The organism is Rhizobium sp. YAF28 (assembly GCF_052113285.1).
In the GTDB taxonomy this organism is placed as follows: domain Bacteria; phylum Pseudomonadota; class Alphaproteobacteria; order Rhizobiales; family Rhizobiaceae; genus Rhizobium.
Map to the genome: position 1 here is coordinate 108373 of NZ_JBFRCX010000009.1, position 25218 is coordinate 133590.

Here is a 25218-nt window from a genome sequence, read left to right on the forward strand (position 1 = left end):
GCCGGCAGATTTCAATCAAAGTTCGTACCATACACGCGGGTTGTCGCCCGACTGGATCATCAGCCAGCGAAGATCCGTATCCTTCCAGCCCTTGATCGCGTTTGAGCGGTTGTCGAGCACCAGATCGCCTTGATCGGTCTTAACGACGAGAACAGCGTGGCCTTCGCCATAGGGCGTCTTGGCAACGGCGATACGTAGCGCCTTCGGTGACCAACCCATGGCGATGAGATGATCACGCTTCGTCAGCGCAAAATCCTCGCAGTCACCGGATTTCACATTCACCTGCCAGACATCGCCCTGATCAGAGCGGTCATTGACCGGGCGGATCGAGCGGTTGACCGAGGCATTGACCGATCGAAGCTGCTTGCTTGCGAACGCGCTCAGCGAAACCTCCGAAGCTCCGCCGCGTGCCGCGCATTCATTGGGATTTTGCGCGCAGAACATCACATGCGCGAAAGGTGCTGTCGTTCGGCGCTTTTCAGAAATATAGCTGAATGTCGGCGCTGTCTTCAATCCGCGGGCAATACCGCCGGGACCGGCCGCCTGCGCGGTCTGAACCGCAAACAGAGATGCAAGCGTCACCGCCGTAATCAGTGTGTGCTTAAACATTTTCTTACCCCGTTTCGACGACCGCTACACGGTCAAATGCCTATGCCGGTTGATCCGGCTTTTGATCCTTGGTCGAAGTTCTCTTCAGCTCCAGCCAATGACGGGGAACATACGGAGGGAGCATTCTCGATCCTTTTAAATCGTTCCCGACAATTTTAACGAAGTGCGTTTTTTCGAAGCGATCGAATGTGCCGCCACCAATTTTGGGGCGATTGTCGCACCAGAATTGGGCAGGGTTGCAAAAGTCGCGGAATTCTTGCAGAGACAAGCACAGCGGCGCCGGAGGGGCGGCCGACCTCTCAAAGTTTGGCCGCGGCTGTGACGAATAGGTTGAAGACCATACTTGCCGGCCTCTACAGCACGGTGGTGCTGGTTGCTGTCATTCCATTCGGTCTGGTCGATGCGACGCCTTTCGCGGCCGTCGCGATCTGCATGTTCGCGCTGAGCCTTGCGGCACTCCTGCTTTTCGGTGAGCCCCGACGTGCTCACGGGGTCTTCGTATGGGTGCTGCTTCTCTTTATCGTTACCTCGGCCTGGATCGTCATCCAGACCATCCGCATCCCGTGGCCATCTCTCATCAATCCGATCTGGAAGGATGCAAACGCGCTCGCCGGTGCCTCGAGAGACACTATATCAGTCGCGCCGGCCGACACGCTGACTTCGCTTCTGTATATAGCGCTGCCTGTCATGACGTTTTTGACCGGCCTCATGGTTGCAGATACGGACAAGCGGGCGCGCCGTATCCTGATGGTGCTTGCTGTTGGCGCAGGTTTGATCTCGCTCTTCGGGCTTGGCCAGTTCCTGCTGTTTCCGAAGATGTTGCTGACTGAAAGCAAGCGCTATTATCTCGACAGCCTCACTGCAGTCTTCGTCAACCGCAACACGGCAGCGACCTTCCTGGGGCTGAGTTTTCTGATACTTGCGACATTTGCTTCGGAAAATGGTCGCGCCTATTTCGGCTTTTCATCCGCGCCATCAGGCAGTTTCAAGCAGGGCATCGGCTTCTGGCTTTTTGCCGGCCTCGGCCTCTCCTGCCTGACCGCGCTAATGCTCACCCAGTCCCGTGCCGGACTGGTCGCAACAGGCCTGGGCTCGATCTTCTACCTCCCCTATCTCGCCCGCCAGTGGAAGGGCAGACGCACCAGGCTGCTTCCTCAAGCGGGCGGCTCTGTGACCCGAAATTGGTTAACGGCAGCCGGTGCGATCGCCCTTATTCTCGTTTTCGCCGCTATTTTCGGCGGCAGAGCCATCCTACGTGCAGACCAGCGAGGCACTGATGACGATCGCTTCTGCGTCTGGTCCGATACGATGCACGCCCTCTCACAGAATTGGTTTCAGGGAACGGGCTTCGGCACGTTCCGCACCGTCTTTTCTGCCTACCGGACACCCGATTGTGGAATTGGCGGCATCGTGGACAGGGCTCATAGCTCCTATCTCGAAGGCTTTCTCACTCTCGGAATAATATTCCCGGTCGTCACCTGCCTGATCTTTTTCGTGCTCATGCGGGCCTTCTGGAGTGGCTATCAGGCTCGTCGTCGGCTGAGACATTATTCAATTTTAGGTTGCGCAGGCACCCTGTTGACGGCGGCTCATTCCGCCGTCGATTTCTCGATTCAAATACCCGGTTTTGCCATTTTTTTCATGGCATTTCTTGCGGCAGTCGTCTCCATTTGCTGCGGGCGCGAAGAAAGGGTCGGCGAAAGCAGGAAAGATCTTCCATCCGGCTTGAGAATCGAGCATCCAGCGGAGATCCTTGAAATATGACGATTTGAAGGCTGGCCGCCCATAAAATCGCCACTAAAGAAGATCAAAATATTCGTTTGGGTTGCATGCGAATTACCACAGAATCTTAACGTATCAACTCTCTCTAATTTACCATAAATGGGACAATCCATGTTGCGCTATTGCCACAATAACCTTCTGTTAGGTATGCAGTATCTGACAGAGTCCGATATTTACTTGTCATTTAAGTTGCCACCGGGCTAAACGGTGCTAGTGCTATTACCAAGTAGGGTCATGATGGGCATTCCTGTAACTCGACGCGGCAGCATCATTGTATCGATGCTGATCGTGCTTTCCAGCTGCACTTCTCTCCCTAGGTCCGGTCCGGACCATACGGATATCGACCGCGATGCAGCAATTAAGGTCACGACACCCGAGCGCAAGGTTGGAATCGACTATGTCCTGATCGATCTCAACAAGGGGATTCTGCCCTATTTCGACAAGATCCCGTCAAGCACTCTGCGGGGTGGGTTCGGCGGTGGCCGCGGGGGTGCTCCGGACATCCCGCTCGGCTTCGGCGATGTCGTGCAGGTTTCAATTTTCGAAGCTCAGTCCGGCGGTCTCTTCATCCCGTCCGACGCGGGCAGCCGTCCGGGTAACTACATCACTCTGCCTCAGCAGACGATCGACAAGGCCGGCACGATCAGCATTCCCTATGCAGGCCGCGTTCCCGCTGCCGGCCGCATGAAGGAAGAAGTCGAACAGGATATCGAAGACAAGCTGGCGAGCCGTGCGATCGAGCCTCAGGTCGTTCTCACGACCATTACGAGCCGCTCTTCGGAAGTGGCGGTCGTCGGCGACGTAAATGATCCGCAAAAGATCGTTCTCTCGCCGGCCGGTGATCGCATTCTCGATGCGATTTCCCAGGCAGGTGGCCTTACGACCCCGAATATCGAGACCAACGTCACGCTGCAGCGTCGCGCTAAAACGGCAACCATCGCTTACGAAACTCTGCTGAAGAACCCGTCCGAAAACATCTACCTTGCGCCGGGCGACACGGTTTCGGTCGAGCACGAGCGCCGTACATTCATCGCACTTGGCGCCTCCGGCACCAACAACCGCATCGACTTCGAGGATTCGAACCTGACCCTTGGCGAAGCCATGGCAAAGGCTGGCGGCCTCCTCGATAGCCGTGCCGATCCGCGCGAAGTCGTGGTCTATCGAAAGGTCGACCGCAGCACTCTTCAACGCCTGAATATCGATACCAGCCGCTTTAAGAGCGACCAGGTGCCTGTCATCTTCCGGGCAAACCTGCGCGATCCGGCGACCCTTTTCGCAGTTCAGGAGTTCCGTATGCAGGACAAGGACGTCATGTATATCTCCAACGCACACACTGTTGAGCTCGTGAAGTTCCTCGACATTCTGAACTCGGTTACCTCCACGGTCAGGGGCGTTTCTAACGATGCCCTCGATACTCGCGACGCAGTCCAAGATCTTGGAAATTAAATATATCAAACGATACTTCGAGCACCTGACATTGAACGGACTGGTGCTCATCGGAGCTTATGTTGTAAGCTCCGTTATCTTTGGAGGCTGGGAATGGTAAAAGCAGGGAAGAATACATTGAAAGGTACGGCTGTCTTCGCATTAGGCACTCTTTGCTTTGCGACGTCGTCCTTTGCAGGCAACTGCTTTTCGGGTCCGGGCGCGGCAAGCGGCTCGCAGATGGACGCCTTTAACGCGACGCCGGCAAGCATTCTCACGGGCAATCCGTCCGACAGCGTGCTCACTGGCTCGGTTCGCGATCTTGCAGCAACCGAAACGAACGTCACGGCAACGCTGCTGACGCTGGCAGCCAACCCAGCAACAACGGATGCTCAAAGAGCAGCTATCGGCGCCGGCCTTGGGCGCGCAGTCAACGTTTGCCGTCCGCAGCACTCCGATCTCGCCGACGAGATTGCGGCAGCTGTCGCAGCGGCAATTGTCAGCAACCCGGCGCTCGGTAGCTTCCGCACAGCATTTGAAGCTTCGCTGACCAACCAGACCGCTGTTGCAGCACTCGGCGGCGCGGGCGCAGGCCCTGCAGGTGGCGGCGATATCAGCGGTCCTGGCGCATCGGGTTTGGGTGGACCGGCTGATGGCGCGGATGCCGGCGGCGCCACCCAGGGCGGGGGTTCGCTCCAGACGAATGCTTCAGGCGTGGGCTCGCTCCAGACGGGCGCCTCAGGCGGCGGCAATTTTACGATTATCATCAACAATTCTGTCAGCGGCAGCATCTAACCGCTTTCAAAATTTGCGTGATGCTATCAAGAGAGGCTGTTCGGCCTCTCCTCTTCAACATTTAAAGAAAAGCTCCTATCTCGCGCGAGCCATTGCCGGCAGTGGAGCCGATCGTTCCTGCAGCAGGTCGGACCGGTAGGACATGTCTCAGCACGCCAAGGCAGGCGGACAAACGCGGCGAAGGGCTACGGCCCCGTTTGCTCTGTCACTTCCCTCTCCCCTATCTATCCTCTTTAGTCTGACAGCCATCGCATTGCTGGCCTTCGCTGTTACCGATATCAGGCAGTCAGCGCGCTTTGCTGATATTTTTCTCGTGGCGGAAAGACTTGAACAATCCGGACAGATCAGCCCTGAAACGGTCGCCCGGACGGCAGCCAACACCGACGCGATCGTCTCCGGCGACTATTGCCGCTCGGATATCGTCATGGCAGGCACGACACTCGTGCTGAACAGGCTGGACACGGCCAGCGAGATCACGGGCTACGAGGCCTGGGCCAAGGCTGCAGACGACGCCGAGCGTTACATGCGCCATGCCGTCTCCTGCATGCCGACCGACAGCAATCTCTGGCTCAGGCTTGCGATCGTTCGTGCCGTAATTGCGCAAGAACCAAAATCGATTGCCCGGCTGATGACGATGTCAGCCCGGCTCGCCCCCGCTGACGAACTCGCCCTTCTCGCCCGCGTCTATTTCTGGAACCATCTGAACGTAGCAACGCTTGAAAATGCGCGAACGACGGTCGAAAGCGATGTCCGCCTTCTCCTGAAGCTTGGAGATTCACGGAAAGTCGCGCCGGCATTAACCAGAATCAGCGCTGCCCTGCTGCCCTATGTGAAGCAGGCCGCCACACAATTGCCAGCCAACAAGAAGGGCTCACTCACCTGGTTCGGCTTCAATCCTGACAAACTGCCCTGAGGCAAACGCCACTTCAGTTCAGCAAGACCGCTTGACGGTTCACGATGCGCAGCACAGTCAACCTACCCGTGGCGAACGCGCCGGTGTCAATGGCGATGCGCCCATTACCAAAAAATGGTTGGGCAACAGGCGTATGACCATGCACCACAAGCAAAGGCAGCTCGGGGCCTCGCGTCAGAAAGGGTTCGCGAATCCAGAATAGATCACGGTCTCGTTGCTCAGGCAGAGCAATACCCGGCCGGATCCCGGCATGCACGAAGACGATATCTCCCACCGTGAGCATTGACGGCATTTCAGCCAGTAATTTTTTATGGTGAGCTGGTACGGCATCGTTGATTGCACGCTCGACCGCCCCATTGTCGCCATGCTTCAGCAAATAGGCGACGTCGATCCCGTATGATTTCAGCGTTTCCGAGCCAGCGAAGCGATACCAGCTCGGAAGCAGATCCGGCTCCTCAAGCAATCGCAGAAACGCGTCGTCGTGATTACCGCATAACGCGACTTGCTTAATATTGGCTGGGGTTGGCCTGCTAAGGTGCTCGATAACATCTTTAGAAGAGACGCCGCGGTCTACGTAATCTCCAAGCATTACTATTAGTGCGGTGCCCGTATATCTCGAAAAATCGTCGAATATCTTCTGTTTTGCTTCAAGAAGCTTGCTGTGGCAGCCATGCACGTCACCAATAGCGTAGATAACAGAGAAGTCAGCCGGATCGAAATGGAGCCTTTGCCGAGTTTGGTCGCGGACCGCCGGCAGGGCCCTGCCTTTACCAATGAGCTTCTGAAACACCCCAAATAAAGTCGGCTTTATAAAGCTTTGATGGCGCTTCACGTGGGAATTCGACATTCTATTTTGATCCTCGAGACCTCGTACCGTAGTTGGAGCTTACTGCGTGCATAAAACAGCCTCACAACTTCCGCAGATGGTAGATGCAGGTTAACGAATAGTTAAAATATATTTGCCACCTTGGAAGAGAGACAACAACAATATGCGCCAGCCTAACACTATCGATATCCACGATTATCCTGCGCACGACCTCGACATATCTCCAGATTGACTTAACAATGGCTACGGACTACAGGCTTCCACTGAGAACGGAATCGATCACCCATCCATCAATACATGCCTGGTCTACATGCAGACAGTGAGAAAAAGCTAAATTCCTCTCATAAAATTCAGACAAGTTGGGGTGTCACAGCGGCGTTGCCGGATGCTAAGATAGTCACTAGAAATCACCGCCGCGCAAACACGTTGTCAATGCGGCCTGATGCGAATTGACGGCATTGAAGCCGGGGTGCTTTGTCTCGGCTTGAGCTTAAACATTGATTGACGCTACTCCTTCATGTAGCGTGCGCCCACTTTCGATTGGCTTCCTGGAAGCATTTGATAAAGCGCACCTACAGACCCTTTACCTGATATGACTCAACTTAATGGAGGTCTCGGATTGCTTTCGCCAGATAAGGTCCCGGCATACGCAAACGAAGAGTGGGAACACTCTGAGTCAAGAGACACTATCGACGTTGAAAAGCTGATCGCAATCGCCGCACGTCAATGGCGACCGGTTGCGATTGCAGCAGTTGCCTTCCTTGTATTAGGAATTGTTTATATTGTCACTGCAGTTCCGAAATATACTGCAGCAACGAGCGTGCTTATCGACCGCGGCAACAGCGAACTCCTGAGCCAACTTTCCAACGCCGGCGTTCCCGTAGAGGATGATGCATCGGTGTTGAGCGAAGTCGAGCTGTTCAAGTCTGACACGATCAGCTTGGCTGTCATAGATAAGTTAAAGTTGCTGGACAATCCGGCCTTTACCTCGCCGGACCGCTCGCCAATCGCCATGCTTCGTTCAATGCTCAATTTCCGTAAATGGTTTGCGAGCGCGGATGTCGATGCCGATGATATGGACGCTAAACGACGGGCGGCGTCTGACAAAATCGTTTCCAATATGGATGTCGAGCGCGTGGGACGCACATACGCTCTGTCCATAAGCTACACCTCAACTTCGCCGGATCTGGCAGCAAACATTGCAGGTGCAATTGCGGACGCCTACCTCGTGGATAAGCTGAACTCGAAATACGAGGCGACGCGCCGCGCGAGTGACTGGCTCCAGGAACGGATAGATGAACTGCGCCAAAAGGCACTTGATTCAGACCTTGCGGTCCAGAAGTTCCGTACGGCGAAAGGGCTCGTCAGCACTGGCGGACAATACCAGCTCCTCAGCGATCAGCAGCTCTCGGAATTGACGACACAGCTTATTACTGCGCAAGCCGAAACGGCAAAAGCACAGGCGAAATATGAGCGCGTCAAATCAATCATCGACAACAAGCGTACGGATGCGATCGTAACCGACGTTCTTGATAACTCGATTTCCAACGATCTGCGCAAAAAGTATCTTGAGGCTTCGAAGATCGAGGCCGATATATCGGCTCGCCTGGGACCGGATCACATTCAAGCCGTTCGACTGCGCGGCGAAATGGCCGAATATCAACGGCTGATGTTCGAAGAGCTAAATCGTATTGCCGAAAGCTATCAGAGTGAGCTTCAGGTCGCCCAGAGCCGGGAAAAATCCCTCCAGGACAGTGTTACGCAAGCCACGAGCGTAACGGCTGCCGCCGGAGAAACCCAGGTTCAACTGCGCGAGCTCGAGCGCACCGCTGATACCTATCGCAATCTTTACCAGACCTTCCTCGCCCGCTTCCAGGAAGCAACTCAGCAACAGACTTTCCCCATCACGGAAGCGCGCGTCATCACCCGATCGCAGGTACCGGTATCTGCCAGCTCGCCAAAGAAGCCGCTCGTTCTTGCTCTTGCAATTGCGCTTGGTGCAATCTTTGGCAGCGGCGTCGGTGCTTATCGAGAGTTCCGTGACCGCTTCTTCAGAACCGGTGATCAGGTTCGCGATGTGCTGTCGCTGGAATATATCGGCCATGTTCCGGCTGTCGACGCGAAGGAAGCCGCCAACGGTGCCAGCGAGTTGGAGTCGACCCGCGGGCTGCAAACCGGCAACGGGATCACCAATTACGTGGTCAACCATCCGCTGTCGGCCTTCGCCGAAACGATGCGCAGCGCGAAGATCGCGGTCGACATGGAAAATCCGAGCTCACGCAGCAAGGTCATCGGCGTCATCTCCAGCCTCCCGGGCGAAGGCAAGTCGACCATCGCCATCAACCTTGCGCAGCTCCTTGCGATGCAAGGCTCACGCACACTGCTGATCGACGCCGACCTACGCAACCCGGGTGCGACGCGCGCCATCGGCCGCCATGCGGAACAGGGCATTCTGGAAGCATTGCTGGAAGGCAGGCCGCTGAAGGACGTGCTGCTGCTCGACAGCAAGACCAAGCTCGCTTTCCTGCCAGCGGTCGTCAAGCGCCGTGTACCGCACTCCTCTGACCTGCTTTCCTCGTCCATCATGGTCAACATGCTGGATGAGCTGAAGGCACACTTCGACTATATCGTTCTCGACCTGCCTCCGCTTGGCCCGGTCGTCGATGCCCGCGCGATCAGCCCGATGCTCGATGCTTCGCTGGCCGTCATCGAGTGGGGCCGTACATCGCGGCGCGTCGTTCGCACGACCTTCGCGGTTCAGCCGGAACTCATGCAGAAGTGCATCGGCGTCGTGCTGAACAAGGTCGATACGGAAAAGCTGAAGCTTTATCGTTCCTATGGTTCCGGCGAGTATTATTACAACCGCTACTCCGCCTATTATCACGAATCGTAAGAACACTTTTCGAGCAGGATCTGAAATGAATCATGCGGCGAAATTCGCCGCATAATTTTTTTGGTCACGCCAATTCCGAAAAGAACCTGCCGATGGCCTCGATCTCATTCGGCCGGATATCATGCCCTCCCGAGTGCCATTCCGTCTGCACCTGCGCCTTCTGGCCCTCGAAATAGGCAGAAAGTGCTTCCGTCAACGCGGCCGGCGAGATCGGATCGCGCTGGCCTGCCGTAATCAATATCCTGCGGCCGTTAAGATCGGGATTCGCGCGAGGCCGGAAAGGGATGAGTGGATGGAGCAGAGCTGCCGCGTCGAACAGACCCTTCTCGACAAGCACGTTCGCCAGAATGTTGGCGCCGTTCGAAAATCCTAGCCCGAGAATTCTGGACGAGCCATGTGCCGACGCCAGATCCTGGACATAGCCACTCATCTTGTCCGTCGCCCGAGCGAGATCGGCCATGTCATAGACCCCCTCACCGGTTCGCTTGAAAAAGCGCGCCGCCCCATATTCGGAAACATCGCCGCGCGGCGAAACGATCGTCGCTTCCGGCAGCAAGCGCCTGCCGAAATCGAAGAACTGATTCTCGTCACCACCCGTCCCGTGAAGCACGAAAAGAATGGGCTTTCCGGGTGCACCGGCATGCAGCCGGTGCACATAGCCATTGTTCGTCATCGTCCTACCTCCGCTTAGGCTTCGAGCGGCTGCAGATGCTGCTCGATAAGGGCACGCAGATGGGCATGTTGCTGCGGCAGCTTAAGTGCTTCGCCGAGGTGAGCCGTATCCTCATCGCGGTCGAAACCGGGCTCGTTGGTGGCAATCTCGAACAACACGCCGCCCGGCGTGCGGAAGTAGATCGCCCAGAAGTAATCTCGGTCGATAACCGGGGTGACCTGGTAGCCGGTTTCCATCAGTGCCTTGCGAACCTCGAGCTGTTTTTCGCGGTTTTCAACGGAGAAAGCGACATGGTGGACGGAACCGGCGCCCGGGAGCGCACGGGCAATGTTGGGCATGGTTTCGAGATCGACGAGATGCGCGCCATTGCCGCCTGGAATAATGAGACGCTTGACGCCCTCATGTTCTTCTTGAACCTCATAACCCATGAACTTCAGAAGTTCGGCCGTGGCGCCGTCATCTCTCAGCCGCATGGCAACGGAGTGGAAGCCTCGGATGGCATGATCCTCGCTGACACCGCCATGCGTCCAAGGAGTGCGGGTATCATCCTTGACCTCGACGAGCGCAAAGCCGTCGCCATCGGGACCGGCAAAATTCAGGCGCTTTTCACCAAACGATTCTTCCGTCTTCAGGCCAGTGACATTGAGCTTCGTCAGGCGATCACTCCAGAAGCCAAGCGAACCCTGTGGAACCGAATAGACCGTGGTGCCGACTTCGCCGGTGCCCGGACGCCCCTGCGCCATCTTCGGGAAAGGGAAGTAGGTCATGATCGTACCCGGGGAACCGGTTTCGTCACCGTAATAGAGGTGATAGACGTCAGGGGCGTCGAAATTCACGGTCTTCTTGACGCGGCGCAGGCCCAGCGCATTGGTGAAGAACTGGTTGTTGGTCCGGGCATCCTCCGCCATCGATGTGACGTGGTGCAGACCCTTGATTTGATCGAGCATTTGAGACCTCTTTCTGCCCGCAACAGGCGGGCTTTCGATGGGTCATAGATGAGCTTTTCGAGCCGGTTCTCATAGTCCGGCAAGCTGACACGCATTGTCTCCATTTTGTGAACGACAATGCGACAACGTTCAAGGATTGACGGGAAGCTGCCAATCAATAGGTTCACGGCCGTGTGACTGCAGAAACGCATTCGCCTTGGAGAAATGCCGGGATCCGAAAAAACCGTTATGGGCCGAAAGCGGCGACGGATGTGGCGCCTTCAGCACCATATGCCGCCTTGCGTCGACAAAGGCCGCCTTCTTTTGAGCATAGGAGCCCCAGAGCATGAAAACGACAGCTTCGCATTCGTCGTTCACTTTGCGGATCACGGCATCGGTGAAGCGCTCCCAGCCCTTGCCCTGATGCGAGGCAGCCTGAGATTCCTCCACCGTCAGCACACTGTTGAGGAGAAGTACGCCCTGTTGTGCCCAATGTTCCAGGAAGCCGTGCCGCGCCGGCGAAATTCCAAGATCCGTCTCCATCTCCTTGTAGATGTTGACGAGCGACGGCGGAATACGCACACCGGGGCGAACGCTGAAGCAGAGCCCGTGAGCCTGGCCGATACCGTGATAGGGATCCTGCCCGAGAATCACGACTTTAACTTTCGCAAGCGGCGTCAGATCCAGCGCGCGAAAATACTCCCCGCCCTTCGGGAAAATCCGTCGGCCAAGCTGCTTCTGCTCCACGAGAAAGATCTTGAGTTGCTGCATGTAGGGACTTGCAAACTCGCCGGCGAGCGCCGCTTTCCAACTCTCTTCAAGAGTGACTGACGTGTCGTTCACGACGCAAACCTCCCGGACCGATGCAGCCTATGTACGAAAACCGTTCTAGCAAAATTACGCAGAGCCACAATACGCGACAGTTGCGACGCTATGCCTTGCCATCTCGCAGATGCGAAGAGTGCTCCAGCTGTCATAAATTGGAAATTCTCTACCATTACCAAAAGTGCTGGTAACGATACGCAAATGATGGCAATACTTTGCTATGCCGTCTGCCGTTTTAACTATGCCCTAATTTTGCTGTTTACCCAAGCAAATCAGCACAGTAGAAATCGGTTGTTCACAGCGCGAGGGTGTTTCGTATGAAGTTTGGGACAAGCGGCCTTCGTGGTCTCTCGGTGGATCTCACGGGACGCGCATCGGCGCTTTATGCCATGGCTTTCGGCAAATATTTGCTGCAGAGCAACAAAGCCGCAAAGGGCGATGTCATCCTGATTGGCCGTGATTTCCGGGAGTCCAGCCCGGAGATTGCCGGCAACTGCGCCGGCGCACTTGCAAGCCTCGGCTTCAAAGTTCTCGACTGCGGCACCGTCCCGACACCGGCGCTTGCGCTTCACGGCCTGGAAAGAAAGGCCGCTTGCCTGATGATAACGGGTTCGCATATCCCGGCGGACCGCAACGGCATCAAATTCTACCGTCCCGACGGCGAGATCGACAAAACGGACGAAGCAGCAATTACCCGATTTGCCGCCGAAATCGAAGCCTCCGGCGAGGCTGTGGTGAGCGCGCCGGCTGCAGTGGAAGATCACTCTGCGCCGTGTCTGCAGCTCTTCTTCGAGCGCAATGCGGCTCTCCTGCCGGCAAGCGCATTTCTAGGTATGAAGATTGGCATCTATCAGCACAGCACGGTCGCCCGTGACATGATGGTCGATATTCTTGCCCATTATGGCGCCGAAATCATCGCCCTTGGTCGGTCCGAAACCTTCATTCCCGTCGACACCGAAGCCGTTTCCGAAGAGACGATCGCCCTTCTGAAGAGCTGGGCCTCCACGCATGGCCTTGATGCGATTGTTTCCACCGATGGCGATGGCGACCGCCCGCTGGTTGCCGACGAAACCGGAACGCCATTGCGCGGAGACCTATTGGGATTGATATCTGCCAATTTCCTCGGCGCCGGTACCGTCGTCACGCCGGTCACCTCCAATTCCGGAATCGAAGCGGCAGGATCTTTCAGAGTCGTTCGCACCCGTGTCGGCTCTCCCTTCGTTATCGCCGGCATGGAAGAGGCCGTTGCCGCAGGCAAGGATCTCGTGATGGGCTTCGAGGCGAATGGTGGGCTCCTGACGGCAACACCCTTCGATATCAACGGCCACAGCGTGCGAGCATTGCCCACGCGCGATTGCTTCTTGCCGATGCTGGCAACGCTTTCGCTCGCCGCAATCCGCAAGGAACCGCTTTCGATCGTTGCGGCCTCATATAAACTGCCCTTTGCGGCGGCCGACCGTCTTGAGAATTTCCCGGTCGAAACCAGCGCAGCCTTGATGACCTACCTGCGTGGATCCGACGCCAATCTCGCAGAATTCCTGCACCCCATTGGCGAGGTCGGTTCGAAAAGTGATATTGATGGCTTGCGCGTGACATTGCGTGATGGCCGCATCATTCATTTTCGTCCGTCCGGCAACGCGCCAGAAATGCGTTGCTACGTGGAAGCCGAAGGAGAGGCAGCCGCCTTAGAACTTTTGAATGCGGGATTGACCCGAATTAAGCGCTGGGCAGAAGCCCGGTAAGCATACGACAAACCTGGCCGTTCATTTCAAGGAAGAATATCCGATGACACAGAAAATCGTCCCCGTGATCATGGCTGGCGGCAAGGGCACGCGCCTTTGGCCCCTCTCGCGCGCAACCGCGCCGAAACAGTTCATCCAGTTTGTCGGGGACAAGACGCTGTTTCAGGAAACCCTGGTCCGCGTTTCCGATCCGGCGCTTTACGAAGCCCCTGTCGTCGTGACGAATGAGGACTTTCGCTTCCTCGTTGCGGAACAGGCCCGCGAACTCGATATTCCGCTTGCCGCGGTATTGCTGGAGCCGGTTGCCCGCAACACTGCTGCGGCAGTGGCGGCGGCTGCAAGCTTGGCCTCCGAGCATTTCGGCAAGGAAGCTATCATCCAGATGCTGGCGTCCGATCATGAAATCCTGGCAGATGAAGCCTATTTCGACGCCATCCGCACCGCACGGGATGCGGCTCTCAAGGGCAAGCTCGTCACTTTCGGCATCACGCCCACGGAGCCGGCGACCGGTTATGGTTACATTGAGGTCGGCAAGCAGCTTCCCAGCGGCGCGCACGAGGTCAAGCGCTTCGTCGAAAAGCCGGCACGCGAGAAGGCCGAGCAAATGCTGGCCGCCGGTGGCTTTTACTGGAACTCTGGCATCTTCATGTTCCCGGTCGCCGAACTGCTTTCCGAAATGCAGGAATATGCGCCTGATGTGCTGAAGGCAGCCGACAAGGCGCTATCCAAAGCAACGCGTGATCTCGATTTCACGCGTCTCGATGCCGAACACTTCGCAAAGAGCCCCGACATCTCCATCGATTACGCAGTCATGGAAAAGACGTCCAAGGCGGTGGTCGTGCCCTCCGCCTTCAGGTGGTCGGACATGGGCAGCTGGGATGCGGTATGGAAAACCGGCGTTCAGGATGAAAACGGTAACATCACGGCCGCCAACACGACTGTTGTCAACACCCGCAACTCGCTCGTCATGACCCATGGCGTTCACCTCGCCGTCCAGGGCATGGACGATGTCGCCGTCATCGCCAGCGAAGATGCTGTTTATGTCGGACCGTTGAAGGAGAGCCAGGAAGTCGGCAAGCTCGTCAAGCTGCTTGCCGGCCAGAAGAAGACGTCGAAGCTGACCGAGACGCATCCCACATCCTATCGTCCATGGGGCGGCTACACCTCGATCTTCAATGGCGATCGGTTCCAGGTGAAGCGTATCTTCGTGACGCCTGGCAAGAAACTGTCGCTGCAGAAGCACCATCATCGCTCCGAGCACTGGATCGTGGTGAAGGGAACAGCCGAAGTTACGATCGGGGACAATGTGCAGATGCTGCGCGAAAACGAGTCGGTCTATATCCCGCTCGGTGAGGTCCATCGCCTCGCAAATCCCGGCAAGATTCTGCTGGAGCTCATCGAAGTTCAGACGGGCTCCTATCTCGGCGAAGACGATATCATCCGTATCGTCGACGAGTTCGGCAGAACCTGAACCTAAGCTTTTTGGCGGTCTTGAACTTGGTTCTCCGCCCCTGTAACGGATAGTGGTCCGCCTTGATGGTCGGGCCACTTTTTGTTGAACGAAGGTTACGCCATGCGCATTGTGATGATTGGTTCGGGTTATGTTGGCCTCGTCTCGGGTGCCTGCTTTGCAGATTTCGGCCACCATGTAACCTGCGTCGACAAATCTGAAGCCAAGATCAACGCTCTTGAAGCGGGCGAAGTGCCGATCTATGAGCCCGGCCTCGAAGCCATTATCCAGCAGAATCGCGGCGCCGGCCGCCTCGATTTCTCGAAGAATCTCGCCCCTTCCGTTGGCGAAGCCGACGTGGTCTTCATCGCCGTCGGCACGCCCTCCCGCCGCGGAGACGGCCATGCGGACCTGAGCTATGTCTATGCAGCGGCGCGAGAGATCGCCGCCGCCGTCAGGGGCTTCACAGTGGTCGTGACAAAATCCACCGTGCCGGTCGGTACCGGGGACGAAATCGAACGGATCTTCCGAGATGAATTTCCCGAAAAGGATATCTCCGTCGTCTCCAATCCTGAATTCCTGCGCGAGGGCGCAGCTATTACCGATTTCAAGCGCCCCGATCGTATCGTGATCGGCACTGAGGATGCGCGTGCCATCGAGGTCATGCGCGAGGTCTACCGCCCGCTTTACCTCAATGAAGCGCCACTTTATTTCTGCGAACGCCGCACTTCCGAACTCATCAAATACGCCGCCAACGCCTTCCTGGCGATGAAGATCACCTTCATCAATGAGATTGCCGACCTCTCCGAGAAGATCGGCGCCGACATCCAGAAGGTTGCCAAGGGCATCGGCATGGACAAGCGTATCGGCGACAAGTTCCTGCATGCAGGCCCCGGCTACGGCGGCTCATGCTTCCCCAAGGATACGCTCGCTCTCGTCAAGACCGCGCAGGACTTCGACAGTCCGGTTCGCCTGATCGAGACGACCGTTGCGATCAACGACAATCGCAAGCGCGCGATGGGCCGCAAGGTCATCGCCGCCTGCGATGGCGACGTGCGTGGCAAGAAGATTGCGGTCCTCGGCCTCACCTTCAAACCGAACACTGACGACATGCGCGATGCGCCGTCACTCACGATCATCCAGGCTTTGCTCGATGGTGGTGCAACGGTGCATGCCTACGATCCGGAGGGCATGGACGCGGCAAAGGATATGCTCGGCCCGGTCGTCTATGGCAACGACCCATACGAGATTGCCGCGGATGCCGATGCAATCGTCATTGTCACCGAATGGGACGAATTCCGCGCGCTCGACCTCAAACGCCTCAAGACCATCATGAAAAAGCCGGTTATCGTTGACCTCCGAAACATTTATCCGGTCAACGAAGTGACCAAATATGGCTTCGGCTATTTTGCCGTCGGCAAGAAACCCGAAAAAGTTTAAGGCAGCTCCAGTTCACCACAGAATGGCAGGGCTCGTCAGTTCTATTCGGTGAAGGCGAGCATGATTGGCGGGCTTAAACGGCCTTCTACGCTGTATTGCAATCCGCAGAAGATGCCTCATTCGGCGCTGGGACATGCGCCCTGCCCTCGCTCACGTCTTTGCCGGGCGGCGAGGCAGAGGCACGCTGCCGTTTAAGCCAGCGGCCACGATATCGAAAATCCGCCGGGCTGCTGAAGCAAGCAAGTCGTATGGAGTTGGCTCTCTTCGACCTGCCGACCCGACCGCCGACAGAGCAACGGCTGGCGCGTTTCACAGATTCCAGGCAGGACGGGGATCGGTACTTTTGCGTATGATGATTGGAGAGAATTTTGCGACCAGTGTGTCTGCAGAATCCTTGTTCCAGTGAAGGCGGATCGGCCGCAGCGAGCTTCGAATATAATCTGCCGGAGCTGCGACATCATCCGATCCAAGCAATCTAAAGCGCGGGATGGTTGCCCTCCCGGACAACGGCGCTGTCAATCGTGGTCCATTTTGCGTGGCGTTGAGGCGCACGATCATGCCGCCGACAGCAGCGTAGCGGCATATTGCCGGCCGGCTGTTCGCCTCGAGACTAAATTCGAGCCCGAGCCAGTCATTGCTCTCCGACAATTCGTAGTCGAACCCCGCTTCAACCCAATCACCCACAGAGAGACCGAGTTTCTCCAGCTCCATGTCGGGCCAGGACAGCGTTAACGTGCATACCCGGGAGTCGTTTGCGTTGTCCGCAGGATCGATCGTAAAGATCTGCCTCTCCAGGCCATCCGATACGATCTCCTTTGATCCGGTAATTTTATCCGTCTGTCCCCCGCCGCGTGTTGCCACAAGGCCATCGGCGAGAACGCCGTCAACACCGAATCGCTTGCCTCTCCCTCCCAAGAAGCCGCAAAGCGGCGAAAGGTTGGCCAACGTCACATCTCTGCTATAGAAATCGCCTTCCGTCACCATTTTGCGCAGTATCGGCAAAAGTACCGAATAGCGTAGCCATTGGCCCACCGTGTTCAAGTGAACATCGTCCTCTGTGATTGCGATGCGCTCGGCGATCGCCTTCGAGAGAACCTCTCGGTCATCAACAACTTTGACGCCGTCCCGGCCGTCGATGGAGACGATGTGGTCAGCAAGGCCGTTGCTGAGGGCATGCCGCGGATCACTCGCAGGCCAGGCCCCAACTGAGTGACCGATACGGTCGACGGGCAACATGGAAACGACCCAGATCCCGGCATCTCGCAACGGCTTCAAAAGCGCTTCGTACCGCGCTATCGCATCCTCAAGGGTGATCTTATCACTGGCAACGTCGTTCGTGCCAATATCGAGAATAACGATGTCGGGTGCCCGCTCAAGGTACCACGGCAATCGCGCGAGCGTCTGCGGTATGTGCTCGCCGCCGCGTCCTGCAATCGCCCCCGCCATTCGGCCCGTCACCGCTGCTTTGGTCGGCACGGTCGGATCATACCAGCAGTCGAGATTAAAACGATTATCGACGTTTCGTAGCGGCCCGATGGTCCCAAGCCAATTTGCTGTCACAGTATCGATACGGGGCGTCGGATTCCCTGGATAGATTACCGTATAACCACTGTTGGCTACGAAGCTGTGCCCCAGTCCCATAACCTTTGCTCCAACTTTGAGCGGGAGGCTGGGCAAATCCCGCCTGATCGACGGCATCGCGGCAGAAAACGCCTGAGAGCTTTGGACAAAAAAGGAACCGAATTGTGATAAAAAGCCGGCGAGAAATGTACGACGATAAAGCTGTAAATCCATGACATTCCATCTCGATCTTAGCGCTACACCGTCGTTCAGTCATGACTGAAAACTCGACATTTGCATGACAACGAAACGCTTTGAACGGTATTGGGGACGGCAGTGTCCGAGACCTGAAAATGACCTGTGGCCTTTGATGTTCCGAGCATTTTTTTCATCGCGAACCATCAGTCGTATTTTCGCCAGGCGCCACAGTCGCCTATAACTGCAAAAATCTTAAGACTATATCCGGCCCACCAGTCCATGAGACGGATGACGGCACCAAGGGGAATGTCTTGGCTGGGGAATGCCGCAACAAATAGTGCTGCGCACAATTGTTGCGCTTCCTTTCGCTAATGCAGCATGCTATCGATTCCTGCAGCGTAACCTTAATTGCGGGTGAAGGACTATGCCTGTTCGTCAGCATTATTTGACGCTCGATGGCCTTCGCGGCCTTGTCGCGATCTCGGTGCTTTTCTTTCACATCGTTTGGCAAAACGGCCTTGGCTCTTTATCGCCGCATGGTTACCTCGGAGTAGATTTCTTTTTTGCCTTAAGCGGCTTCGTTATTGCAATCGCCTATGATGCCAGATTGCAACAAGGAATGGGGTTCAAGCAATTTATGATAGTTCGACTACGTCGACTATATCCTCTGTTTGCACTTGGCATGGCGTTGAGCGCCGCAGTTTTTGCTTTGAGAATGCTGCCAAAGGGTGAATTTAATACTTCGGAATTTGTGTTTGCATCGCTGAACGCTTTTTTGATATCACCCTTCGGACGAGTAGAAGGCAACGATTATCTCTTCCCGTTCAATTCACCAGCCTGGTCGCTGTTTTTCGAAATTGCTATCAACGCAGTTTATGCGCTGGCCGCGACCTACCTCACCCTGCCGAGATTATTAGGTGTTTTGGCCGCCTCGGCCGTTGCCGCTGTTGTAATGGTGACCTATCACGGCAGTTTCGATGTAGGAGACAGCTCCAGCGAACTCTTCGAGGGTGCCATTCGTGTAACATTCTCTTTTTCAGGAGGTGTGTTGCTCGGGCGCTTGATGATGGCGGGTCGTTTGAGGAACATTCCGACCGTGTCACCGGCTTTGCTGAGCGTTGTCTTGCTCGCGATATTTTTGTTTCCTGTGTCTCGGTTTAACTTCATATTTGAGCTGGTGAGCGTGTTACTCGTCTTCCCGATCATTGTAATGCTGGGCGCCGTAAGGGAACCTTCATCTCGATTTGAAGCTTTAGCCAAGTTTTCCGGGCTTATTTCCTACCCCTTGTATATTACGCATATGCCGGTTGTACTTATCAGCACATACATATGCGTCCGGCTGAAGCTTGAAAGCATAGCTTTGTTCACTATGATTGGGATAACGATGGTTACAGCAATCATGTTGGCATACTTGGCTGCTGTGTGCTTTGACGAGCCTATTCGACGCTTCTTCCGCGCGACGTCTTCACCTCTTCCAACAAGCTGATGACCCGTTAAGATGCCCTTGCCTTGACTTGCCCTGAGGTTGGTTCATCCTAGGCCAAGTGCTCGAATACGGCATCACCTCGCAGCAAGCCGTAGAGCGCGGGTTGGAACGTCAAGCCTTACTGTCGCGGGGATTACATGCAATACACGAGGCGCCTGCGGCAGGACCCAAAGCTCTTCAACAATCTATCGCGGGCTAGATCGCCAACTTTGTCCAGAAATGCGTCGGGTAGAGAGTTCCGTGGAGCTCTCCCAACTCGCCGCCAGTGACAACGCCCAACCTGATCTCCTTGACCAGAATTGCGGCGTTGCAGGATCGTCGGTTTCCATCAGGTTCTGCAGACACTATTTCAGCTCAATCGACCGCTCGATGGCATCACGACTGCAGGCCCAGGTCGCTTTCCCGGACCTCATGCAACAGCCAACCCAATGTCGGGGCAATCTCGGCAATGCAGCCGCCTCCAGACTTTCGGCATCAACATATAGAGGCCAACCGCATGCAGGTCATGCGGCACCCAAGCGCTCAAGCCGCAAGAGCACTCAACAGGAAGACTGACTGGATCTCCAACGTCGACCGGTTTGCCAAATGCAGACACTGAGCCTTACTGGACAGAGCAGTACCTAACCGAGTGCTTGCCGATAAATCGCTAGCCAGTCGTAGCTTCCTGTTATTCTCCTGGAGAAGCGGAAGCTTGATGCGGGACCGGCTGCATTATCGGTAATTCCTGTCTTTGACGCACCCTTCGAGGAACGGGCTTTTTATGCCCTGCAAGCAGCGCGAGGAAAATAAGCGGAAATTCCAGAGGCGAAGCAAGAGCATTATCTGAGTTGGAGAGGAACAAGAAGCCAGAATAGGCCAGAATAGCAACCACGTTTGGACGGCCACCCCGAAAGCTGGCCTTGAGCACAGCAAGGGTTAGCAGCACATAGAACATGATCATGCCCGTGCTGCCGAGCTCGACCGAGAGCCGGATGAAGTCATTATGAGCTGAGGTAGAACCGACGATAATCTCGATTTCGTGCGGCGTGATATAGAATTGGTGACCGAAGCCGATGCCCGTGTAAGGATACTGGTCGATGACGGTACGCAGATAGTCCCACATGATGCCGCGGCCGCTGTCGCCACTCTGCAGAAAGCGCGTCGCAAAATTGTCCCAGAACACCGCCACGATCGCCAGACCGCCGATCAAGCCCATCACCACCAGCGAAATCTTGGTCGTGATGGTTACGCCGCGTTGAACGAGCACCGAAGCACCTGTCACCACAACACAAACCGCCAGGGTCGCTCTGCCTCCAGCAGCAACGAGAACCAGCAGACTGATGAGCACGAGCGCTGCGTATTTCTTTTGACCGCCAAGCACCAGCTGCACACCGGCAAATACGCCGCACATTCCCAACGCTGATGTGAATGCCGCCGCCGACAACGAGCCCAGATAGCGCGGGACACCGGTTGCAAACTCCGTGGCGATCATGGGTTTGATGCCCACGGCCTGATAGGCAAAGCCGAGGACCACGCATACCAACGGCAGGAACGCGGTTACTTTCCAGATGAGCTGCTGATCTCGGTAGCTGGTTTTTCCGGCCAGCAACGCAAAGAGAACAATGATCTGATTCAAAGAAACAAATAAAACGGACCAACTGAAGCCGTTATAGGGCGTCGAGGCGCCCAGAATAATTACAAGCAACAATTCCGCAAAAAGAAGCGCCAATATCGTTCTGTCGGGGCGACCGCGAAACAAAATCGCGAGAGAAGCAAGTATAAAAAAAGACTTCTCAATAGCGTTGCTACCGGAAAGATGCAGCGCCGCGCCGATATTAAATACCAGCAACACAAGAGAAAAGACGAAGATCGCTCTAAACGCCATATATCGCTTCCAATTGACCTAACTTAACTAGAAGGACGTAATTGATATGCTCTTTCGTATCAACAAAACCGGATCGAGTATGGTCCTATGTCGAACTGGCGCATTGATTCAGCAATATGGCCTTCTACGACAAAGCGTGCTCGGCCTGTCACCGTCAACATTCAAGGACCTATATATCTTCAATCCTCATTTTTTCGCAATGCACCATAAAGCGTCGGATGACGGCACGCGTATAATTAAGCAGCCGGGCATGTCCCTTAATCCAGAATTTTCAGGGATCGTGCCGGCGGACTCGCCACAATCATCGTCCTGATTTTCCAGCAACCAATTTGGACAGATTATCCAGGCTATTTCGTGGCTGCGCACTCGAAATGCTGCCAGCATCAGCCACCGGGCAGGAGAATTGCCACCGGCGGAACGCTCGATTGCCCACAATTAAGGCGGCAATATCCATCGATACAGCCGCCTTGAACTCTCTAGTAAATCCCCAACCCGTCTGTCATGCCTTTTCGCGCGCCAGATCGAATTGGTTATGACCTTCCGGCTCTCGATTATGCAAAGAGGAAATCGGAAGCGTGAAGATCCGCTACATTAACGTTCTGCAGCGTCACGATATGGTTCGCATCGAGCGTGATGACGGTATTGGCGCCGTCCTGAGCAGCATGCGAGATGATGTCGGCGAACTTATACTGGCTTACACCAGCAGCACCGAACTTCAGCTTGTCCTGACCGATGGTGAAGTCGGCAATGTAATCCGAACCGCTTTCAAAAACGAAAGTGTCCTTACCGGTGCCGCCTACCAGGTAATCGTTGCCTGCGCCGCCATAAAGGAAGTCGTCGCCAGCGCCACCGTAGACATCGTCATCGCCGTCATCGCCAAAGACGAAATCGTTACCGTCGTCGCCGAGCACCTTGTCGTTGCCGACGCCGCCGTATACGCGGTCATTGCCCTCGTTGCCGTGAACGATGTCGTTGCCTTCGTCGCCGTAAACGCGGTCATCGCCAGCATCGCCAGTGATGAAATCAGCGCCGGTACCGCCGCGCACGATGTCGTTGCCAACACCACCACCCAGAAAATCGTCGCCTGCGCCGCCGTAGATCGCGTCGTTGCCCTCGCCACCCCAAACATGGTCGCTACCGTCGCCGGAGGCAATGATGTCATTACCAGCACCACCGAAGACGAAGTCGTCGCCTTCACGCGAGTTGATTACGTCGTCGCCAGCATCACCGTAGATTGCATCTTTTCCGGTGCCGCTGCCGATCAGATCGTTGCCTTTACCACCGAGTATTTTGTCGTCACCGTTACCAGAATAGATTGTGTCGTTACCGTCGCGCCCACGAATCTCATCATTTCCAGCCGTACCCTTGAGAGTGTCGTCTGAATTGGTACCCAGAACGTTAGCCATTTCGATTCTCCCTTTGAAACACAAGTAAGATATTTATAGTGAAGCGCTGTCGGCTTTCGTTCCCTTGACTATTAAAGAATTAATATATTGTAAACCCTGAAGTTGAGAACAAAATTGGGCTGATAAAAATATACTTAATTCGAGATCACCCGCTTAAAGTGTACTCGCGCTCAACAGCGGAACATCGCAACTATTGCACGTTAAAATATCCAACGGAGAGAATTACAAGAATAGCGATATTGAGCGGTGCCAATTAGGTGAGGTAGCGTAGCCGAGAAACCGACGCCGCCTGCAGACTTTCAATGTCACGGGGCCTTCCGCAGACTCGTTTCATTCTATCTATCGCGGATAATGGCGACCGAGCACCCAATCGACTTCATTTATTCGGCTTGAGCCGCCGATATTCTAGCTTGAACGACCAGTGTTAAAACCAGAAACAAGCCAGGAGCGCTGGCGCTGGGATGTGGCGGGCCTCGAGCGAAAATCCATCAACTTTGACGAGGGCCCGCACCACGCAAAGAGCGTAGGCAACCGCTCATAGGCTCAGGTACTGGCTCTCAGCTCGACTAAACCTTGCGGACCTGACACCGGAAAGCCATTGCCGAGCTGCGGCGAGCAAGCCGGGCCGCTAGACGAGGTGCGATGACCGGCGGCATGGCGCAAATCCGGTGGCCGAACCGTGTGAGCGCGAGGATTTCCTAATATCCCAAGCGCCTCCAACTTCGGTGAATGCCACAAGATCGCGCTGAATAGCGCGTTCTATGGTGGCCCGCATCCGTGGATCCGGGAACGGCCCCGGTCGCAAACTTTTCACACGTCGTCGCGCGATAAACTGGCACGACCATATTTCAAGATGTGATCGCGAGCCTCCATGGAGTGCCCTTCGAGACATTGGCGCACATTATAATACTCAGGTCATGAGGCACCCTGCTGTCAGGCCCTACGGCTCAATTCCGAAGATATCGATTGATCGTCGCCTGTGGAAACCACCGGTGAGCCGCATTCAGGCAGTGCCTCTCAGGGCCAATTTGCGCGCATTCATTCACTTATAAATAAGGCGCCAGCGTGCATCACGTGAAGCCTTAGCCATTTGTTTTCACTGCGCTAATCGACCCTATGCCGGCCCTGGGGATCCAGTTGGACCGCCATTATTTCTTTATGAAGGTCAAAGTCAGGCCGCAATGTCGCCAATTTCCACAGAGATTTAGGCGTTGCAATCGCCAGGGAATATTAATATCCATTCTAGGCCTGAACGGGGCGTAGGGATTCATTCGCGAGGAATTCTAATGGCTTACGCTGTATCAGCAGTAATACCTGTTAAGAATCGGCCTACCGAGATCATCCGAGCCGTAAACAGTATTTTAGCTCAAACGGTAGTTCCACAAGAGATAGTCATCGTTGATGACGGCTCGACAGATTCTACTCCGGCGGTAATCAGCCAGCTTGCCGAAGCGCATTCAATTATTAAGCCAATTTTCCTGAGCAAAAGCCGAGGCGCCTCTGGCGCAAGAAATGAAGGCTGCCGCGCGGCGTCGGGCGACATGCTTGCTCTGCTTGATTCCGACGATGAGTGGCTTCCCGAAAAAATGGAGCTGCAGTTGAAGCTCCTGTCGGACGACGAAAAATGCCCTGCAGCCGGCTGCGGGATGAAATACGACTACATCGATAGGCCAAGCGTTTCGCGTGTGCCGCCAAGGGTAATCACGCTCGAACATCTCAGCCAGGGAAATATCTTCGGCTCGGCTTCTGTTGCGCTTATCCGCAAAAGCAGCTTCATGGATATTGGCGGATTTGACGAAAGCCTACCGAATTGCGAAGACTGGGATCTGTGGTTCCGTCTGTCACAGATTTCTTCGCTCCTGAGCACCAGCGAAATAATGGTGCGTTATAGCTATGACGGAAACGACAAGCTTTCCCGCAATATCGACAAGCTCATTCTTGGCCACAACATGATGCGCGACAAAATATTGGCGAGCGTCAGCAATCAGCGGCAGAGAAATATCATCATCGCCGCCCATGAGATGAAGATGGCTGAAATCGCAGTTCGCACGATCGGCTCTCCTAGCATGGGCTTTAAGCATGCATGGAAGAGCCTGTCGGCGAACGCAGGCCCGCAAAACGTCACCCGCGCTCTGAAGCTGCTGGCCGCTGGCGCTTTCTATTCAAATCGCTACTAGAGAATTCCAGCGTTCAGATGGCATCACCCCAGGTGGCGTCCTCTGAACGCAGGTATTCCGCGTCTGAATTTGATGACGCCATCGGCATTCAGACCCTGCAAGCATAGTTTTGGCGACCCAGGGAACAGCCAGTTCAGACCATTTGACCACCCTTTGAAGGAAGGGTGGGCTTGTTGTTTTTGAATCACAGCTGGCACTAAATTTCTCAAATTCATGGATCAATCGCGA

The 25218-nt window shown here is 55.5% G+C and carries 18 protein-coding genes; 10 read left to right on the forward strand and 8 right to left on the reverse strand.

Translation table 11 applies throughout. The features are described 5' to 3' along the window. Positions 1-15 precede the first annotated feature (15 nt). Positions 16-609, reverse strand: a complete 594-nt coding sequence (locus tag AB4Z13_RS21060) for a transglutaminase-like cysteine peptidase (protein ID WP_113320064.1) — start codon at positions 607-609, stop codon at positions 16-18. Between the two features lie 186 nt (positions 610-795). Here AB4Z13_RS21060 and AB4Z13_RS21065 point away from each other — a divergent pair, with 186 nt between their 5' ends. The 4 genes from AB4Z13_RS21065 to AB4Z13_RS21080 all read left to right on the forward strand — a co-directional run bounded on the left by AB4Z13_RS21065 (position 796) and on the right by AB4Z13_RS21080 (position 5524). Beyond that, positions 796-2373: an O-antigen ligase family protein gene (locus tag AB4Z13_RS21065; RefSeq protein WP_442206708.1), complete on the forward strand. Its 1578-nt coding sequence runs from the start codon at positions 796-798 to the stop codon at positions 2371-2373. A gap of 255 nt (positions 2374-2628) precedes the next feature. Then, complete coding sequence (locus tag AB4Z13_RS21070; protein WP_113320173.1) at positions 2629-3837, forward strand: polysaccharide biosynthesis/export family protein; 1209 nt, start codon at positions 2629-2631, stop codon at positions 3835-3837. Between the two features lie 93 nt (positions 3838-3930). Further along, the gene (locus AB4Z13_RS21075) at positions 3931-4611 is read left to right on the forward strand and encodes a hypothetical protein (protein WP_113320066.1); all 681 of its coding nucleotides are present in this window, start codon (positions 3931-3933) and stop codon (positions 4609-4611) included. A gap of 313 nt (positions 4612-4924) precedes the next feature. Further along, entirely contained in the window at positions 4925-5524 is a 600-nt protein-coding gene (locus AB4Z13_RS21080) for a hypothetical protein (RefSeq protein ID WP_442206709.1), read from the forward strand. A 13-nt stretch (positions 5525-5537) separates the two neighbouring features. Here AB4Z13_RS21080 and AB4Z13_RS21085 read toward each other — a convergent pair whose 3' ends face one another. Next, on the reverse strand, positions 5538-6371 hold the full coding sequence (locus AB4Z13_RS21085; protein ID WP_442206710.1) for a metallophosphoesterase family protein: 834 nt from the start codon (positions 6369-6371) through the stop codon (positions 5538-5540). Between the two features lie 598 nt (positions 6372-6969). Between AB4Z13_RS21085 and AB4Z13_RS21090 the strand changes: the two genes are divergently transcribed. Continuing rightward, positions 6970-9243, forward strand: a complete 2274-nt coding sequence (locus tag AB4Z13_RS21090) for a polysaccharide biosynthesis tyrosine autokinase (RefSeq protein ID WP_442206711.1) — start codon at positions 6970-6972, stop codon at positions 9241-9243. A 64-nt stretch (positions 9244-9307) separates the two neighbouring features. Here the strand turns inward: AB4Z13_RS21090 and AB4Z13_RS21095 are convergent, their stop codons facing one another. The 3 genes from AB4Z13_RS21095 to ung form a co-directional block, all read right to left on the reverse strand. Further along, positions 9308-9916 carry an alpha/beta hydrolase gene (locus AB4Z13_RS21095; protein WP_442206712.1) on the reverse strand — a complete coding sequence of 203 codons (609 nt, stop codon included), beginning with the start codon at positions 9914-9916 and terminating at the stop codon, positions 9308-9310. Between the two features lie 14 nt (positions 9917-9930). Further along, the gene (locus tag AB4Z13_RS21100) at positions 9931-10863 is read right to left on the reverse strand and encodes a VOC family protein (RefSeq protein ID WP_442206713.1); all 933 of its coding nucleotides are present in this window, start codon (positions 10861-10863) and stop codon (positions 9931-9933) included. A gap of 129 nt (positions 10864-10992) precedes the next feature. Further along, positions 10993-11685, reverse strand: coding sequence for a uracil-DNA glycosylase (gene ung / locus AB4Z13_RS21105; RefSeq protein WP_007823289.1), 693 nt, complete (start codon positions 11683-11685; stop codon positions 10993-10995). Positions 11686-11984: 299 nt separating this feature from the next. Here ung and AB4Z13_RS21110 point away from each other — a divergent pair, with 299 nt between their 5' ends. From AB4Z13_RS21110 to AB4Z13_RS21120, 3 genes are all read left to right on the forward strand, one after another. Beyond that, positions 11985-13409, forward strand: coding sequence for a phosphomannomutase (locus AB4Z13_RS21110; RefSeq protein ID WP_442206714.1), 1425 nt, complete (start codon positions 11985-11987; stop codon positions 13407-13409). 43 nt (positions 13410-13452) lie between these two features. After that, positions 13453-14880, forward strand: a complete 1428-nt coding sequence (locus AB4Z13_RS21115) for a mannose-1-phosphate guanylyltransferase/mannose-6-phosphate isomerase (protein ID WP_442206715.1) — start codon at positions 13453-13455, stop codon at positions 14878-14880. Between the two features lie 102 nt (positions 14881-14982). Continuing rightward, the gene (locus tag AB4Z13_RS21120) at positions 14983-16299 is read left to right on the forward strand and encodes a UDP-glucose dehydrogenase family protein (RefSeq protein WP_442206716.1); all 1317 of its coding nucleotides are present in this window, start codon (positions 14983-14985) and stop codon (positions 16297-16299) included. A gap of 309 nt (positions 16300-16608) precedes the next feature. Here the strand turns inward: AB4Z13_RS21120 and AB4Z13_RS21125 are convergent, their stop codons facing one another. Continuing rightward, positions 16609-18093 carry an SGNH/GDSL hydrolase family protein gene (locus tag AB4Z13_RS21125; RefSeq protein ID WP_442206717.1) on the reverse strand — a complete coding sequence of 495 codons (1485 nt, stop codon included), beginning with the start codon at positions 18091-18093 and terminating at the stop codon, positions 16609-16611. 388 nt (positions 18094-18481) lie between these two features. Here AB4Z13_RS21125 and AB4Z13_RS21130 point away from each other — a divergent pair, with 388 nt between their 5' ends. Then, a complete protein-coding gene (locus AB4Z13_RS21130; RefSeq protein ID WP_442206718.1) occupies positions 18482-19543 on the forward strand; it encodes an acyltransferase family protein in 1062 nt (353 codons plus the stop codon). A 667-nt stretch (positions 19544-20210) separates the two neighbouring features. On the opposite strand, the gene AB4Z13_RS21135 is transcribed toward AB4Z13_RS21130, so the two are convergent. Together AB4Z13_RS21135 and AB4Z13_RS21140 are read right to left on the reverse strand one after the other, a co-directional pair. Continuing rightward, positions 20211-21407, reverse strand: coding sequence for an O-antigen ligase family protein (locus tag AB4Z13_RS21135; RefSeq protein ID WP_442206719.1), 1197 nt, complete (start codon positions 21405-21407; stop codon positions 20211-20213). 551 nt (positions 21408-21958) lie between these two features. Beyond that, on the reverse strand, positions 21959-22813 hold the full coding sequence (locus tag AB4Z13_RS21140) for a calcium-binding protein (RefSeq protein ID WP_442206720.1): 855 nt from the start codon (positions 22811-22813) through the stop codon (positions 21959-21961). 1286 nt (positions 22814-24099) lie between these two features. Here AB4Z13_RS21140 and AB4Z13_RS21145 point away from each other — a divergent pair. After that, the gene (locus AB4Z13_RS21145) at positions 24100-24990 is read left to right on the forward strand and encodes a glycosyltransferase family 2 protein (RefSeq protein WP_442206721.1); all 891 of its coding nucleotides are present in this window, start codon (positions 24100-24102) and stop codon (positions 24988-24990) included. Positions 24991-25218 lie beyond the last annotated feature (228 nt).

Bases quoted from the DNA above. Each gene is read 5' to 3' on its own strand.
- AB4Z13_RS21060 (WP_113320064.1), bottom strand. From the start codon at position 609: ATGTTTAAGCACACACTGATTACGGCGGTGACGCTTGCATCTCTGTTT.
- AB4Z13_RS21065 (WP_442206708.1), top strand. From the start codon at position 796: ATGTGCCGCCACCAATTTTGGGGCGATTGTCGCACCAGAATTGGGCAG.
- AB4Z13_RS21070 (WP_113320173.1), top strand. From the start codon at position 2,629: ATGGGCATTCCTGTAACTCGACGCGGCAGCATCATTGTATCGATGCTG.
- AB4Z13_RS21075 (WP_113320066.1), top strand. From the start codon at position 3,931: ATGGTAAAAGCAGGGAAGAATACATTGAAAGGTACGGCTGTCTTCGCA.
- AB4Z13_RS21085 (WP_442206710.1), bottom strand. From the start codon at position 6,371: ATGTCGAATTCCCACGTGAAGCGCCATCAAAGCTTTATAAAGCCGACT.
- AB4Z13_RS21095 (WP_442206712.1), bottom strand. From the start codon at position 9,916: ATGACGAACAATGGCTATGTGCACCGGCTGCATGCCGGTGCACCCGGA.
- AB4Z13_RS21100 (WP_442206713.1), bottom strand. From the start codon at position 10,863: ATGCTCGATCAAATCAAGGGTCTGCACCACGTCACATCGATGGCGGAG.
- AB4Z13_RS21110 (WP_442206714.1), top strand. From the start codon at position 11,985: ATGAAGTTTGGGACAAGCGGCCTTCGTGGTCTCTCGGTGGATCTCACG.
- AB4Z13_RS21115 (WP_442206715.1), top strand. From the start codon at position 13,453: ATGACACAGAAAATCGTCCCCGTGATCATGGCTGGCGGCAAGGGCACG.
- AB4Z13_RS21120 (WP_442206716.1), top strand. From the start codon at position 14,983: ATGCGCATTGTGATGATTGGTTCGGGTTATGTTGGCCTCGTCTCGGGT.
- AB4Z13_RS21125 (WP_442206717.1), bottom strand. From the start codon at position 18,093: ATGGATTTACAGCTTTATCGTCGTACATTTCTCGCCGGCTTTTTATCA.
- AB4Z13_RS21130 (WP_442206718.1), top strand. From the start codon at position 18,482: ATGCCTGTTCGTCAGCATTATTTGACGCTCGATGGCCTTCGCGGCCTT.
- AB4Z13_RS21135 (WP_442206719.1), bottom strand. From the start codon at position 21,407: ATGGCGTTTAGAGCGATCTTCGTCTTTTCTCTTGTGTTGCTGGTATTT.
- AB4Z13_RS21140 (WP_442206720.1), bottom strand. From the start codon at position 22,813: ATGGCTAACGTTCTGGGTACCAATTCAGACGACACTCTCAAGGGTACG.
- AB4Z13_RS21145 (WP_442206721.1), top strand. From the start codon at position 24,100: ATGGCTTACGCTGTATCAGCAGTAATACCTGTTAAGAATCGGCCTACC.